We start from the raw sequence: 14,359 nt of genomic DNA on the forward strand, positions 1-14,359 counted from the left end.
TGTGGGGGCCGGGGGCGGGTTTGGGCCGCCCCCGCCTCCCGCTACTAGGGCCCTGGGGGGGTCGCCAACACCCCTCGCCACCAGGGGGCCGCGAACACCCAGCGCCGAAGGCGCTGGCAAATTACACAGCGACCAGCGTGTCCAGAACCGAGAGGAACAGGCCGAGCCCGTCGTCGCTGGGGCCGGTGAGCGGCTCGGTGGCGTGTTCGGGGTGCGGCATCAGGCCGACGACCCGACCGTTGGCCGAGGCGATGCCCGCGATGCCGCGCTGCGAGCCGTTCGGGTTGTCACTCGCGTAACGGAAGACCACCCGACCCTCGCCTTCCAGCTGGTCCAGCACGGCCTCCGACGCCTGGTAGCGCCCCTCGCCGGACTTGAGCGGGACCAGGATCTGCGCGCCCTGCTCGAAGCGCGAGGTCCACGCCGTCGATACCGATTCCACGGTGAGCCATTCGTCGCGGCAGATGAAGTGCAGACCCTCGTTGCGGGTCAGTGCGCCAGGCAGCAACCCGGCCTCGCACAGCACCTGGAAGCCGTTGCAGATGCCGAGCACCGGCAGCCCGGCGCCCGCCGCGCGCACGACCTCGCCCATCACGGGAGCGAACCGGGCGATGGCGCCGGCCCGCAGGTAGTCGCCGTAGGAGAAGCCGCCGGGCACGATCACCGCGTCGACGCTCTTCAGGTCGGCGTCGGCATGCCACAGGCTGACCGCCTCGGCGCCGGCCAGGCGCACCGCCCTGGCCGCGTCGACGTCGTCGAGCGTGCCCGGAAACGTGATGACCCCGATGCGGGCGGTCATGAGAGGCGAACCACCTTCCATTCCTCGATCACCGTGTTGCACAACAGCGATTCGGCGATCTGCTCGAGCGCGGCGTCGTCGACGCTGTCGTCGACGTCGAGTTCGAATCGCTTGCCCTGCCGCACGTCCGAGACGCCCTCGAATCCCAGGCGCGGGAGTGCGCCGACGATGGCCTGCCCCTGCGGATCCAGGATCTCGGCCTTCGGCATCACCTCGACCACGACTCGTGCCACGCGTTGCTCCTCATGTGGTTGGGGGGTTACCTCAGCAGCGTAGTTGTGCTGGTCGAGTGCGTCATCCGCGGGGTCGGCCGAGACGGCGGCGATGTCGCGGAGAACACATCGGCCGTGGCTAGCATGGCGGCATGCGCATAGCCCACTTCGGTCACTCCTGCCTCCTCGTCGAGCTGCACGGCACGAAGATCCTGTTCGATCCGGGCACGTTCTCGCACGGTTTCGAGGGCCTCACCGGTCTGGACGCGATCGCGGTCACCCACCAGCATCCCGACCACATCGACCCGAACCGGATCGATGCGCTGGTCGAGGCCAATCCCGGTGCGCGGTTGCTCTCGGATCCGCAGACCGCCGAACAGCGCGGCGAGCGGTGGGAGGCGGTGCACGCGGGCAATGTGCTCACCCTCGGTGATCTGCGCATCACCGGCGGCGGGGGCAGGCACGCCGTCATCCATCCGGAGATCCCCGTGATCGACAACACCGTCTTCCAGCTGGGCACCGCCGACGACCCGGCGCAGCTCGTCCACCCCGGCGACTCGCTGTGGGTGCCGCCGGTCCCGGTCGGCGTCCTGGCCGCTCCGGCCGCCGCCCCGTGGATGCGGGTCAGCGAAGCCGTCGACTACCTGCGCGCCGTCGCTCCGCGTGTCGCGCTGCCCATCCACTACGGCATCATCCGGGAGGAGGCGCAAGGCATCTATTTCGGCAGGCTGTCCGAGATGTCGCCGGCCGGAACGGAATTCCGGGTGCTCGCACCGGAGAACGACATCGAGCTGTAGCGCTACCCGGCGTAGGTCGCGAGGAATATCGCCTCGGCCAGCGCCATGTGTTCGATCTCCTTCGGATCGACGCTCTCGTTGGGTGCGTGGATCAGGGCTTTCGGCTCCTCGACCCCCAGCAGCATGATCTCCGCGTCCGGGTAGGTGGTGGCGAAGACGTTGCACAGCGGGATCGAGCCGCCCTGCCCCTGGGTGGTCGCGGGACGACCGTAGGACGCCGCGAGCGCCGCTTCCATCGCGGCGCGCGCGGGTCCGCCGGTCGGGGACCGGAACGGCGCCCCGGTGCCTTCCAGCTCGACGGTCAGCCTGGCGCGCCACGGCGTGTGCGCCTCGAGGTGCGCGACGAGCGCCCGGTACGCCTGGTCCGGGTCGGTGCCCGGCGGGATGCGCAGGTTCAGCCGGGCGCGCGCGGTCGCCGGGATCGCGGCGGCGGAGCCGACCACCGGAGGCGCGTCGATGCCGAGCACCGTCAGCGCCGGTCGCGCCCAGAGCAGGTCGGCGACGGTGCCGTCACCGACGAGTTCGACGCCGCCGAGGACGCGCGCGTCGGCGTGGAACTGCTCGCTCGGGTACTGGACGCCCGGCCAGACCTGATCGTTGGGCAGCCCGTCGATGGTCGTGTTGCCGCGCTCGTCGCGCAGCGAGGCCAGCAGCCGGATCAGCGCGGCCAGCGCGTCGGGTGCCGGTCCGCCGAACATGCCGGAATGCAGCGGGCCGGCGAGGGTTTCGACGGTGACCACCACATTCACGCCGCCGCGCAGCGTCTGCGTCAAGGTGGGCACACCGGCGGCGAAGTTGCCGCAGTCGCCGACCACGATCGCGTCCGCGCGCAACAGCTCTGGCTCGGCCTCGACGAACCGCTCCAGTCCGCCGGTGCTCTGCTCCTCAGATCCTTCCGCCACCATGGTGACGCCCAGCGGCAGATCCGGGCCGAGCGCGCGCAGAGCCGTCAGATGCATGACGATGTTGCCCTTGCAGTCGGCGCTGCCGCGGCCGTACCAGCGCCCGTCCCGCTCGGTCAGCTCCCACGGCGGGGTGCGCCACGCCGCCTCGTCCAGCGGCGGCTGAACGTCGTAGTGACAGTAGAGCAACACCGTGGGGGCGCCGTCGGGCGCGGGCCGGGACGCGACGACCGCCTTGGTGCCGTCCGACGTTTCGTGCAGGCCGACCGCGGTGAGTCCGGCGGCCGCGAACGCGTCGGCGACCCACTGCGCCGCCCGGTCGCACTCCTCGATCGGATACTGCCGCGGATCGGCCACCGATCGGAACGAAACAAGCTGTGCCAAATCGGTTTTCGCCTGCCCCATCAACCCGGCCACGGCAGCGCGCAATTCCGCCACCCGCACGTCCTCCACCATTCCCACACCCTATCCCCCGCCGCCGGGGCGAAGTTCACGCCACGGGCCGGGTGTTCGCGCCCGCTCCGCGGTCCGGGTGGGACGCACCGTACGCGCGAAGTGCGACCAGCAGCGGAAATGGTGTGCCAAGCTGAGGATCGAGGATGATGGCAAACTGCTGGCATTCTCGGCAGGCACGCCCGCACACCAGTCGAATCGGGAGGCCGTTCGCATGTCCGAAGCAGCCGATGACCTGTTCGCCCTGCCCGGGCTCAGCCGGTCCGCGCCGCGGACCGGATTTCCGCCGCACGAGATGTTCCCGCAGGTGGCCTACGAGATCGTGCACGACGAGCTGCTGCTCGACGGCGTCTCCAGGATGAACCTGGCCACGTTCTGCACCACGTGGGTGGACGACCAGGCGCGCAGACTGATGGCCGAATGCCTGGACAAGAACATCGTGGACAAGGACGAGTACCCGCAGACGGCCGAGTTGGAGCGCCGGGCCGTCCGGATGGTCGCCGACCTGTGGCACGCGCCGGATCCAGCCGGCACGCACGGCACCTCGACCATCGGGTCCAGCGAGGCGGCCATGCTCGGCGGCTTGGCGGCGAAATTCCGCTGGCGCAAGCGTGGCGGCAGCGGGACGCCCAACTTCGTCTGCGGACCGGTTCAAGTCTGCTGGGAGAAGTTCGCGCGCTACTTCGACGTCGAGATCCGGCAGATCCCGCTGCGGGGCGACCGGCTCACCATGCACCCCGACGACCTCGCGGCGTACTGCGACGCGAACACGATGATGGTCGTGCCCACCTTCGGCCAGACCTACACCGGACTGTTCGAGGACGTCGCCGGGATCAGCGCGGCGCTCGACGCGTTGCAGCGCGAAAAGGGCTGGGACATCCCGATCCACGTCGACGCGGCCAGCGGAGGTTTCCTCGCCCCCTTCGCCGCGCCGGAGCTGGTGTGGGATTTCCGGTTGCCCAGGGTGAAGTCGATCAATGCCTCCGGCCACAAGACCGGCCTGGCCCCGCTGGGCGCGGGCTGGGCGATCTGGCGCGAGGCCGCCGATCTGCCGGAGGAATTGATCTTCGACGTCGACTACCTCGGCGGCAGCATGGCCACCTTCAACCTGAACTTCTCCCGGCCCGGCGGGCAGGCCATCACGCAGTACTACCAGTTCATTCGCTTGGGACGCACCGGCTACGCCCGGGTGCAGTCCGCGATCTACCGGGCGGCGCAGCACCTGGCCGCGGGAGTGCGTGAGCTGGGGACCTTCGACTTGATCCACGACGGCGATCCGCAGCGCGGCATCACGGCCGTGTGCTGGCGCCTGAGCGGCGATCCCGGCTTCAACCTCTACGACCTGTCCGATCGGCTGCGCTCGCGCGGCTGGCTGATCGCGGCCTACCCGCTGCCGGCCGACCGGAACGAGGAGACGGTGATGCGCGCGGTACTGCGCCACGGTTTCACCGTCGACATGGCCGATCTGCTGCTCGCCGACCTCCGCCGCTGCATGGACCAGCTACGGCAGCGTCCGTTCTCGACCTCGCTCACGCGCCAGGAGGCGGGCGGCTTCACGCACGATGCGACGCCTGCCGTGACGGAGACGAAGGTCGCTCCGTCCTGAACGTGACAGCCTTGAACGTGACAGCGCCGCCGCCCGGCTACGCCATTCGCGGGCGGCGGCGCCGATCGGTCGCGCGAAGCTCCCGACCGGCCGCGGGCGACGGGGCCGACCCACCGTCACCCGCGGCGTCAGTCATGCGGCGCGAACGGCCGGGAAGGGCTCCCACCGATAGGTCGCGGCCGCCGCACCGTGGAACAGCGCCAGGTCGACGGCATCGAGCATGGCCTGGCGCGGACCAGAGCGCGCCAGCTGGGCGGCGGACACGGCCAGCCGCAGCACACCGCCGCGCCGGGCGGTCCGCGCGGCGCCCATGACCAGCGCGCGGCACCACCAGGGCTCCGCGCGGAACCCCTCGCCGATGCCGTACACCCTGGACTTCTGCGCCGTGTTGCGCTCCAGGTCGATGATGGAGGTGAGGCCGAGCGCCAGCCGGAAACCGACCTCGGGCAGCGCGTCCAGCGCCCCCGTCGAGGCATCCCAGCGCGGGGCCGCGAACAGCCGGGTGCGTAGGTCGGCCTGCTCGAGCACCCGATCCGCGGCGGTCAACCGCAACCGCGCCTCGTGCCGGGGCAGCGCCGCGAACTCGGCGCGCCGCCGCTTGGTGGCCGCCTGGTCGTACCCGTGCAGCACTATGGCGTCGCCGCGGGCCCTCCTGCCGCGCAGCCACGCCTGCGTCGCCGGGTCGTCGAGCAATCGGTACTTGCCCTTCAGCCGCGGCGCGACCAGCAGCGAGAGCGGCACGCCGCGCCGATCCATCTCCTCGGCGAAATCCATCGCCGCGTCCCGGGTGGTGTCCCTGATCCCGGAGATCGATACGATCAGCTCAGCGTTCATGATCCCACGGTGCCAGCCGCACGTGTCCGTGATGTGCAGACTGTATGACCAGGTGGCGAACTCTCCGCCACGCCTGTGCCGAGCGCATACCCCGCGGTCGGCGCGCCGCCGCGCTCGGCAGCCGGTGCGCTACGCGTCGGCGAGGCCGACCGTGTCCAGCACCCAGGCGTGCTCGAAGGCCACTTCCCGCCACTTCTCGTACCGTCCGCTGACCCCGCCGTGGCCCGCGCTCATCTCCGTCTTCAGCAACAGCGGGGCGTCGCCGGTCGCGGTGGCGCGCAGCTTGGCGATCCACTTGGCGGGCTCGACGTAGAGCACCCGGGTGTCGTTCAGGCTGGTGATGGCCAGGATCGCCGGATAGTCCTTGGCCTCGACGTTCTCGTACGGCGAGTAGGACTTCATGTATTCGTAGACGTCCTTGTCCGCCAGCGGGTTGCCCCACTCGTCCCACTCGATCACGGTCAACGGGAGCGACGGATCCAGGATGGAGGTGAGCGGATCGACGAACGGCACGTTCGCCAGGATGCCCGCGAACAACTCGGGGGCCAGATTCGCCACCGCGCCGACCAGCAGTCCGCCCGCGCTGCCGCCGTCGGCGACCATCCGGTCCGCAGCGGTGACCCCGGTGTCGACGAGATGCCGCGCGGCGGCCACGAAGTCGGTGAAGGTGTTCTTCTTGGTGAGCGTCTTGCCGTGCTCGTACCAGAGCCTGCCCATCTCGCCGCCGCCGCGCACGTGCGCGACAGCGAAGACCATGCCGCGATCCAGCAGCGACAATCGGGCAACCGAGAACGAGGGGTCGATGCTCGCCTCGTAGGAACCGTAGCCGTACAGCAGCAACGGTTTCGGCCCGTCGGCGGTGGTCTTCTTCCGCACGAGCGAGATCGGGATCCGGGTGCCGTCCTCGGCCACGGCCCAATCCCGGTGCTGCTCGTACTCGGTCGCGTCGTAACCGCCGAGCACCGGCTGTTCCTTGCGCAACAGCAGCTCACCGGTGGCGGGAACGTAGTCGAACACCTGCATCGGCGTGATGAAGGAGGTCAGTCCGATGCGCAGGGTCGGCTGGGCCCACTCCGGGTTGGAGCCGGTGCCGACCGCGAAGAGTTCCAGATCGAACTCGAGTTCGCGCCGCTCGCCGTAACCGGAGGCGGTCAGCGGCCAGACCGCGATCCGGGTGAGCGCCTCGCGCCGGTAGCTGAGCACCAGGTGGTCGCGGAACGCGTCGATGTCCTCCAGCCGCACGTCCTCGCGATGGCCGATCAGCTGGGTGAGGTTCGAGGGGTCGTCCACCGGCGCCTCGGCGAGCACGAAGTTCTGCGCCTTGACGCCGTCGACCACGTCGTTGTGCAGGATCAGGAACCGGTCCTGCCCGCCGATCACCGCGTGCTCGGCGGAGTACTCGACGCCCTCGCGACGCGGCAGCAGCACCCGGAACTCACCCTCCGGATCGTCGGACGCCAGCACCCAGCCCTCGCTGGTGATCTTGGACCCGACCCAGATCATCAGGTATTTCTCCGAGCGGCTGGCGCCGATGCTCACCCAGTAGCGCTCGTCGGGCTCGTGGAACACCTTGACGTCGGGATCGGTGCTACCCATCCGGTGCCGCCACACCGTGTCGGGCCGCCACGACTCGTCGACGGTCTGATAGAAGACGTGGCTGCCGTCCAGCGACCAGGTCGCGCCGGGGGCGGTGCCCGCGATCTCGTCGCCGAGCAGTTCGCCGGTGCGCAGATCCTTGAATCGCAGCACGTACCGTTCGTCGCCGACGTTGTCCACCGAGTAGGCGAGCAGAGTGCCGTCATGGCTGATCGAGAACGCGCCGAGGGCGAAGAAATCGTGCCCTTCGGCCAGTTCGTTGCTGTCGAGCAGCACCTCTTCGCCCGGGACCTCGGTGTCGGCGCTCAGCTGCGGCGGGGTCCACGCATCGATGCCTTCGGCGTCCTCGGCGATCGGGCACCGGCAGTGCACGCCGTACTGCTTGCCCTCGAAGCTGCGCGAGTAGTACCAGTAGTCGCCCAGCCGGGTCGGCACCGACAGATCGGTCTCCTGGGTGCGCGCCTTGATCTCGTCGAAGATCGTCTCGCGCAGGGTGCTCAGGTGCTCGGTCTGCGCCTCCGTGTAGGCGTTCTCCGCCTCCAGATAGGCGATGACGTCGGGATTCTCCTTGTCCCGCAGCCACTCGTACTCGTCGACGAAGATATCGCCGTGGTGCACCCGCTCGGTGGGCACCGTCTCGGCGACCGGCGGCGTCACCGCGCCGCTACCCGTTTCGGAGATCGTTCCGCTGTCGAGAGCCATGGCGTCCACCCTACTGTTCGGCGGCCTCGCCACCCGCCGCACGGATGATGCCGTCGAGCACGTCGCTGGTCCGGCGCAGGTCGCGCATCGCCTGATCGATTCTGGCGCGTTCCTCAGTGAGCTTTTCGACCAGGAACGGCGTCGCCGTGGCGTTGGGCGTCCCGTCGACGTCGTGGATGCACGGCAGCAGTTCACCGATCGTGTCGCTGTGCAGGCCGGCGGCGAACATCTCCTGGATGCGCCGGACCCGGTCGACCGCCGCTTCCGGATACTCCCGCTGCCCACCGGAGGTGCGCTCCGAGCTCAGCAGACCCTTGCTCTCGTAGTACCGCAGCGACCGGACGCTCACACCGGTCCGCTCGGCGAGTTCACCGATCCGCACATTCGCTCCTTGACCTAACATCGATGTCAGGTTTTACGGTACAGCCATGCTGCTGTTGACCGAATACCGCAACCATCCGCTCGACCTGCCCAACCGGATCGTCATGTCGCCGATGACCCGGTTGCGCTCGCTGCCCGACGGCTCGCCGACCGATGCTGTCGCCGACTACTACGCCCAGCGCGCGACGGCCGGGCTCATCATCACCGAGGGCATCTGGCCGCACTCGACCGGCCAGAGCGAAGCATGGGTACCCGGACTGCAGACGCCCGCGCACGTCGCGGCGTGGCGGCGGGTCACCGAGGCCGTGCACGCGCGCGGCGGACGGATCTTCGCGCAGCTCATGCACGGCGGACGCAAGGGGCATCCGCTCGCCCGGATCGATGGTTCCTGGCCCGCCGGACCGTCGGCGGTGGTGGACGACGACCGGGTGCATCTGATCGACGGCAGCAAGGCCGATCCGATCACGCCCGCCGCGCTCGACCGCGCCGGCATCGAGGCCGCCGTGCGGCACTACGCCGCCGCCGCGCGCAATGCCGTGGCGGCGGGCTTCGACGGTGTCGAGATCCACGCTGCCAACAGCTACCTGCCACACCAGTTCCTGGCCGACAACACCAACCTGCGCGACGACGAGTACGGCGGTTCGATCGTCAACCGGATGCGGCTGCCGCTTGCCGTGGTGGACGCGGTGACCGACGCGATCGGCGCCGAGCACACCTCGATCCGGCTCTCGCCGGGCAACCCGCAGTTCAACATGTCCGAGGCCGACCCGGCCCCGCTCTACCGCGCCCTCGTCGCCGAACTCGACCGGCGCGGCCTGGCCTATCTGCACCTCACCGACAACGACCACTACCCCGCCCTGCGCGATCTGCGCCCGCGCTGGCACGGCACGCTCATCGCGAACATCGGCGAGAACCGGGAGCCGACCACCGCGGCGGGCGCGGAGGAGACACTACGCGCCGGCCTCGCCGACCTGGTCTCCTTCGGCAGGCCGTTCATCGCCAATCCCGACCTCGTGCACCGCATCCGCTACGACCTCCCACTGGCCCCCATTCGCGAAGAGTTCCTCTACGGCCGCACCGCCGAGGGCTACAGCGACTATCCGAACTGGTCGGCAGCCGAATTGGTGCGCGACTGACCGGTCGCTCTCGGGAACGCGGGCGCGGCCTATTCATCGCGTCCCGCGAATGCCCGAGAGGCTGAACCCGCTGGGGCCATCGAGCGATCGCCGAGATCCGAAGTGGCCCTTTCTGCCGCTCGGGTTCGAACGGTCGGCACGCGGTAGCCCGACATGCAGCGGTTCGAAAGTTTCGCAACGCTCGGCTGGGGATCACAGTCGAGCGTTGCGGAGCCCTCTCACGAACGCGCCGACCGCTGCCGCCTTGGGCCATGACCAGCCGGAGTACACAACGGCATTCACTCGATGATCGGCGGCGAACTCAGGCGCCCAGCGCGCCGCGGATCGAGGCGGCCAGATAGTCCAAGTCCTCCCGCCGCGGACTGGTCGGGCGCCCGCGCAAACCGAACCCGTCGCCCGGAGTACGCGGGATCACGTGCAGGTGCACGTGGAACACCTCCTGCCCGGCCGTCACCCCGTCCGCCAGAAAGAAATTGACCCCATCACATCCCACCTCACTGGTCCGCAACGCCGCCGCCAACCGCTGCCCCACCTGGAACAACTTCCCCCCGACGACCGGATCGAGCTCCGCCAGACTGCGCGCCGCCACCTTCGGCACCACCAGCAAATGCCCCGGGGTCATCGGCCGAATGTCCATGAACGCCATGACATCGTCGTCCTCGTAGACCTTGCTCGACGGCGCCCGCCCGGCGACGATATCGGCGAAAATCGTGTAGGGATTCACGACCCGCAGCCTATGCGGTCAGCTTGTTGTGTTCGGGCTACGCAATCACGTAGCCCGAACACATCGGGTGCGGTACCATCGAATCAGCTCCTGGCAGTAGCTGGGAGAAGTGGACCCGGCTCTTCACCGGACGGTGGGCAGTCGGGTTTCGCGCTGTTCGGGGTGGTCTCCGACAGCAACCACGGCCCGCACCAGTGGCGTCACCATCGCCTTCCAGTTCCCACCCGCGCCGAATGCCCAGGCGATGGCGTCAGGCCACCACAACGCGGGCTCGGTGTGCGGCGGTACGTGCGTGTACGGAAGATGCGCCGATGCTTTCCGGAGCACTGCCGCGATGCAATGGCGATCACGCTGGTCCTGACTCTCCCGCGACTCGATTACGAGTCGGCCCGCCTTCAGATCGATCAGGTCTGTTACAAGCTGGGTGAGACATTCACGCCGTGTATCGACCTCGGGTCCGTAGCCCTCGTAAATAGTTGCTGCTATGCCGTCCGTTCGAGCCATCGCAGAAAGGATCTTGCGACGTCGGGCATCGGGTTCATGGTTGAAGTGCCATCGACGCTGACCCGGCAGACAGAAGCTGCGTCCGAGGGAGCGAACCAGTGACAACTGCTCCGATGGCACCGTGGTGGCGCACAGCAGATAACGATCGCGTCGGACCGACTCGTCTACGAAAGCGTGGAAAGGCACCGGGGGACAATACCGGCCCCCGACCAGGCCGACGAACGATATCGTCGCGAAAGACGCAGTCCCGCTACAGGATCGGTGAGGGCGAGTACCGCGCCGCGTCCGGGTACCGGTCGACCAGTTTCTGTACCTGGCCGATCACATCGGCGACCTGGGCTTCGGCCGCGCCGACGAAGACCGACTTGTCGGCCAGCGCCGCGTCGAGAGCAGGGCGATCGAGGGGCAGGCGCGCGTCGGCGGCGAGGCGGTCCAGGAGATCGGGTTCGCGACCCTGCTCGCGCATGGCGAGGGCGACCGCGACGGCGTGCTCCTTGATGACCTCGTGCGCGGTCTCGCGGCCGACACCGGTGCGGACGGCCGCCATGAGGATGCGGGTGGTGGCGAGGAAGGGCAGATACCGGTCCAGTTCGCGGGCGATCACCGCCGGATAGGCGCCGAACTCGGCCAGCACGGTGAGGAAAGTTTCCATCATCCCGTCGATGGCGAAGAACGCGTCCGGCAGCGCGACGCGGCGGACCACCGAGCAGAACACGTCGCCCTCGTTCCACTGCGCGCCCGCCAGCTCTGCGGCCATCGAGGCGTAACCGCGCAGCACCACTTGCAAGCCGTTGACCCGCTCGCAGGAGCGGGTGTTCATCTTGTGCGGCATCGCCGAGCTGCCCACCTGCCCGGGCTGGAAGCCCTCGGTGACCAGCTCGTGCCCGGCCATCAGCCGGATGGTGTGCGCGAACGAGGACGGGCCCGCGCCCACCTGGACCAGGGTGGAGAGCACGTCGTGATCCAGCGAGCGCGGGTAGACCTGGCCCACGCTGGTGAGCACGGTCGCGAAACCCAGATGCCTGGCCACCTGCTGCTCCAGCCGGGCGAGCTTGCCGGGGTCGCCGCCGAGCAGGTCGAGCATGTCCTGCGCGGTGCCCATCGGGCCCTTGATCCCGCGCAGCGGATAGCGGTCGATCAGTTCGCGCAGCCGGTTCAGCGCGATCAGCAATTCGTCGGCGGCGGAGGCGAACCGCTTGCCGAGCGTGGTGGCCTGCGCCGCGACGTTGTGCGAGCGGCCCGCCATCACGAGCGCCTGGTATTCGGCGGCGCGCTCGGCCAGGCGCGCGGCGATCGCGACGCCGTGCGCGTGCACGTGCTCGAGCGAGAGCCGGATCTGCAGCTGCTCCACGTTCTCGGTGAGGTCGCGGCTGGTCATGCCCTTGTGCACGTGCTCGTGCCCGGCCAGCGCGTTGAACTCCTCGATGCGCGCCTTCACGTCGTGCCGGGTGACCCGCTCGCGTTCGGCGATGGAGGCGAGGTCCACCTCGTCGAGCACCCGCTCGTAGTCGGCGACGACCCCCTCGGGCACGTCGACGCCCAGTTCCGCCTGCGCCCGCAACACCTCCAGCCACAACCGCCGCTCCAGCACGATCTTGTGCTCCGGCGACCACAGGTGCACCAGCTCGGGACTGGCGTAACGGGTGGCCAGGACATTGGGGACGATGCTCACGTCCGGTCAGTCTAGTGCTCGGTAACGATCCACTTGCTGGGGCGTGGCGCGCACGGGGCCGTCCGTGGTCACGTAGGCGGCCTCGGGGGCCGCCCCCCGCGCCGGGGGCGCGACGATGTCGATCACTTCCAGCAACGCGCCGCGGGCCATCCGCCGCGGTTCCGGGTCCATCTCGGTGAGCGCGGCGACCACGGCGCCGTCCACCACCGCGACCAGCCTGCGCAACTGCTCCGGCCGCACCATCCGGTCGGAGCGGCGCAGCACGTCGGCCAGCAACTCGTCCAGCTGGGCGCGCAGCCGCAGCTGGACTTCGCGCAGCTCCGGGTGCCGCGCCGAGGCGACCGAGCGCTCGTAGCGGGCGATGAGCTGCCCCCGGGCGCCCTCGTCGGGACCGTCGCTGCCCACCAGCAGATCGAGCACCAGGTCGACGGTGGCCTCCGCGCCGCGGCGGCGGTGGCTCACTTCGCCGACCCGCCTGCGCATCGCGTCCAGCTCCGCCATGCCGCTGAACTCGACCGCCCGCGCGATGAGGTCGTCCAGGGATTCGAAGTAGTAGGTGGTCGACGCCAGGGGCAGATCAGCGCGCGTCGCAACCGAACGATGCCGCACCGCCTCGAATCCGCCTTCGAGCAGGAGCTCGGCAGCGGCGGCTATCAAAGCCTGGCGACGCCGTTCGCCTTTCGGGGTCGTCGCGGTGATCACCGTGCCATCGTGCCAGTCGTCATCAGTTCTTCCAGGGGAAATCAGCGAGGAAAAGCAACCATCGTTGTTTTACCGCATCCGCGGGGCCAGGGTGCCGAACTGCGAAAAGTTGTTGCCGGACCGGTCTTTCAAACCGCTAGATAGTGCCCTAGACGCAGCAGCGCCGCCTCGATGTCCGCGGTGGCTCCGGCGAACGAGAAGCGGACCGTGCGGTGTCCGTTGACGGTGTCGAAATCGACCCCCGGCGCGAGCGCGACACCGGTGTGCCGCAGGACGTCGGCGCACCAGGCGCGAGAATCGTCGGTGAGGTGACCGATGTCGGCGTAGGCGTAGAAGGCGCCGTCGGCCGGGGCGAGGTCGGTGATGCCCAGTTTCGGCAGCCCTTCCAGCAGCAATCGCCGGTTCACCGCGTACCGCCGGACGTGCCCGTCGAGCTCCTCCTTGGCCTCCGCGCCGAACGCGTGCAGCGCCGCGTACTGCGAGATGGCGGGCGGGCAGACGGTCAGGTTCGAGGCCAGGCGCTGCAGCGCGGGGCGCAGCCCGCTCGGCACCAGCATCCAGCCCAGCCGCCAGCCCGTCATGGAGAAGTACTTGGAGACCGAGCCGATCACCACCGATTCCCGCGAGGTCTCCCAGGCCGAGGAGGTCGCGTTGTCGGCGCCCGCACTGTCGTAGGTGATGCCGTGGTAGATCTCGTCGGAGATGAGCAGTGTGCCGTGCTCCTCGCACCACCGGGCGAGCGCGGCGAGTTCCGCGGGGGCGATCATGGTGCCGGTCGGGTTGGCGGGGCTGGCCACCACCAGACCGGCGGGCGGCTCGGGAAGCGCCTCAAGCATGGCGACGGTGGGCTGGAATCTGGTCTGGGCGCCGCAGTCCAACTCCAGCACACGGCAGCCCAGGGCGGCGAGCGTGTTGCGATAGGCCGGATAACCGGGACGCGCGACCACGACGGTGTCCCCGGGGTCGAACGCGGCGAGGAAGATCAGCGAGAACGCGCCGGAGGAGCCGGTCGTCACGACCACGTCGTCCGGATGGACCTGGTAACCATAGGTCTCGCGATGGTGCTCGGCGATCGCTTCGCGAATCGCGAGGATGCCGAAAGTCTCGGTGTAACCGAGCAATTCGGACTGAATGGCCAATTCGGTCGCGCGCAGGACCGGCGCGGGCGCGGGTGTCGACGGTTGTCCCGCCGCGAGCACGAGCACATCACCGTGCGTCCGGGCGCGTTCCGCGGCGGCTTTCCACACATCCATCACGTAGAAAGGTGGAATGGTCGACCGGCGAGATTCTCTGGACACTCGACAGACGGTAGAGCACGCTTCACCGCACGGCCGCGGTT

At 69.3% G+C, this 14,359-nt stretch carries 14 protein-coding genes; 3 read left to right on the forward strand and 11 right to left on the reverse strand.

Annotation, left to right across the window (positions count from 1 at the left end):
• Nucleotides 1-121 precede the first annotated feature (121 nt).
• Both purQ and purS read right to left on the reverse strand, forming a co-directional pair.
• A complete protein-coding gene (gene purQ / locus ABZ552_RS17920) occupies nucleotides 122-799 on the reverse strand; it encodes a phosphoribosylformylglycinamidine synthase subunit PurQ (RefSeq protein ID WP_281877191.1) in 678 nt (225 codons plus the stop codon).
• Nucleotides 796-1,032, reverse strand: coding sequence for a phosphoribosylformylglycinamidine synthase subunit PurS (gene purS / locus ABZ552_RS17925; protein ID WP_063023328.1), 237 nt, complete (start codon nucleotides 1,030-1,032; stop codon nucleotides 796-798). Before purS ends, purQ begins: the two co-directional genes overlap by 4 nt.
• A gap of 131 nt (nucleotides 1,033-1,163) precedes the next feature.
• Between purS and ABZ552_RS17930 the strand changes: the two genes are divergently transcribed.
• A complete protein-coding gene (locus tag ABZ552_RS17930; protein WP_357438356.1) occupies nucleotides 1,164-1,808 on the forward strand; it encodes an MBL fold metallo-hydrolase in 645 nt (214 codons plus the stop codon).
• 2 nt (nucleotides 1,809-1,810) lie between these two features.
• Here ABZ552_RS17930 and ABZ552_RS17935 read toward each other — a convergent pair whose 3' ends face one another.
• Nucleotides 1,811-3,166: a dipeptidase gene (locus tag ABZ552_RS17935; protein WP_281919088.1), complete on the reverse strand. Its 1,356-nt coding sequence runs from the start codon at nucleotides 3,164-3,166 to the stop codon at nucleotides 1,811-1,813.
• A gap of 211 nt (nucleotides 3,167-3,377) precedes the next feature.
• Between ABZ552_RS17935 and ABZ552_RS17940 the strand changes: the two genes are divergently transcribed.
• Nucleotides 3,378-4,769 (forward strand): glutamate decarboxylase, encoded by a 1,392-nt coding sequence (locus ABZ552_RS17940; protein WP_357438359.1) that lies wholly within the window; start codon nucleotides 3,378-3,380, stop codon nucleotides 4,767-4,769.
• A gap of 132 nt (nucleotides 4,770-4,901) precedes the next feature.
• On the opposite strand, the gene ABZ552_RS17945 is transcribed toward ABZ552_RS17940, so the two are convergent.
• The 3 genes from ABZ552_RS17945 to ABZ552_RS17955 form a co-directional block, all read right to left on the reverse strand.
• Nucleotides 4,902-5,603, reverse strand: coding sequence for a DUF2334 domain-containing protein (locus tag ABZ552_RS17945; protein ID WP_357438362.1), 702 nt, complete (start codon nucleotides 5,601-5,603; stop codon nucleotides 4,902-4,904).
• A gap of 129 nt (nucleotides 5,604-5,732) precedes the next feature.
• The gene (locus ABZ552_RS17950; RefSeq protein WP_281877186.1) at nucleotides 5,733-7,901 is read right to left on the reverse strand and encodes a S9 family peptidase; all 2,169 of its coding nucleotides are present in this window, start codon (nucleotides 7,899-7,901) and stop codon (nucleotides 5,733-5,735) included.
• A gap of 10 nt (nucleotides 7,902-7,911) precedes the next feature.
• Entirely contained in the window at nucleotides 7,912-8,283 is a 372-nt protein-coding gene (locus ABZ552_RS17955) for a MerR family transcriptional regulator (RefSeq protein WP_195085738.1), read from the reverse strand.
• 46 nt (nucleotides 8,284-8,329) lie between these two features.
• On the opposite strand from ABZ552_RS17955, the gene ABZ552_RS17960 reads away from it, so the two are divergent.
• On the forward strand, nucleotides 8,330-9,418 hold the full coding sequence (locus tag ABZ552_RS17960) for an alkene reductase (protein ID WP_281877185.1): 1,089 nt from the start codon (nucleotides 8,330-8,332) through the stop codon (nucleotides 9,416-9,418).
• A gap of 301 nt (nucleotides 9,419-9,719) precedes the next feature.
• Here the strand turns inward: ABZ552_RS17960 and ABZ552_RS17965 are convergent, their stop codons facing one another.
• From ABZ552_RS17965 to ABZ552_RS17985, 5 genes are all read right to left on the reverse strand, one after another.
• Nucleotides 9,720-10,142, reverse strand: coding sequence for an HIT family protein (locus ABZ552_RS17965; RefSeq protein WP_281877184.1), 423 nt, complete (start codon nucleotides 10,140-10,142; stop codon nucleotides 9,720-9,722).
• Between the two features lie 123 nt (nucleotides 10,143-10,265).
• The gene (locus ABZ552_RS17970; protein WP_281919092.1) at nucleotides 10,266-10,832 is read right to left on the reverse strand and encodes a hypothetical protein; all 567 of its coding nucleotides are present in this window, start codon (nucleotides 10,830-10,832) and stop codon (nucleotides 10,266-10,268) included.
• 64 nt (nucleotides 10,833-10,896) lie between these two features.
• The gene (purB, locus tag ABZ552_RS17975) at nucleotides 10,897-12,318 is read right to left on the reverse strand and encodes an adenylosuccinate lyase (RefSeq protein WP_281919093.1); all 1,422 of its coding nucleotides are present in this window, start codon (nucleotides 12,316-12,318) and stop codon (nucleotides 10,897-10,899) included.
• 6 nt (nucleotides 12,319-12,324) lie between these two features.
• Complete coding sequence (locus tag ABZ552_RS17980; protein ID WP_281919094.1) at nucleotides 12,325-13,020, reverse strand: TetR family transcriptional regulator; 696 nt, start codon at nucleotides 13,018-13,020, stop codon at nucleotides 12,325-12,327.
• Nucleotides 13,021-13,148: 128 nt separating this feature from the next.
• Nucleotides 13,149-14,318, reverse strand: a complete 1,170-nt coding sequence (locus ABZ552_RS17985; RefSeq protein ID WP_357438369.1) for a pyridoxal phosphate-dependent aminotransferase — start codon at nucleotides 14,316-14,318, stop codon at nucleotides 13,149-13,151.
• Nucleotides 14,319-14,359: the final 41 nt, after the last annotated feature.

This window comes from Nocardia sp. NPDC019219 (assembly GCF_040632645.1).
GTDB lineage: Bacteria > Actinomycetota > Actinomycetes > Mycobacteriales > Mycobacteriaceae > Nocardia > Nocardia sputorum.

Coding starts and splice junctions, on each gene's coding strand:
- ABZ552_RS17930 (WP_357438356.1), top strand. CDS start 1,164: ATGCGCATAGCCCACTTCGGTCACTCCTGCCTCCTCGTCGAGCTGCAC.
- ABZ552_RS17945 (WP_357438362.1), bottom strand. CDS start 5,603: ATGAACGCTGAGCTGATCGTATCGATCTCCGGGATCAGGGACACCACC.
- ABZ552_RS17940 (WP_357438359.1), top strand. CDS start 3,378: ATGTCCGAAGCAGCCGATGACCTGTTCGCCCTGCCCGGGCTCAGCCGG.
- purQ (WP_281877191.1), bottom strand. CDS start 799: ATGACCGCCCGCATCGGGGTCATCACGTTTCCGGGCACGCTCGACGAC.
- ABZ552_RS17935 (WP_281919088.1), bottom strand. CDS start 3,166: ATGGTGGAGGACGTGCGGGTGGCGGAATTGCGCGCTGCCGTGGCCGGG.
- ABZ552_RS17950 (WP_281877186.1), bottom strand. CDS start 7,901: ATGGCTCTCGACAGCGGAACGATCTCCGAAACGGGTAGCGGCGCGGTG.
- ABZ552_RS17960 (WP_281877185.1), top strand. CDS start 8,330: ATGCTGCTGTTGACCGAATACCGCAACCATCCGCTCGACCTGCCCAAC.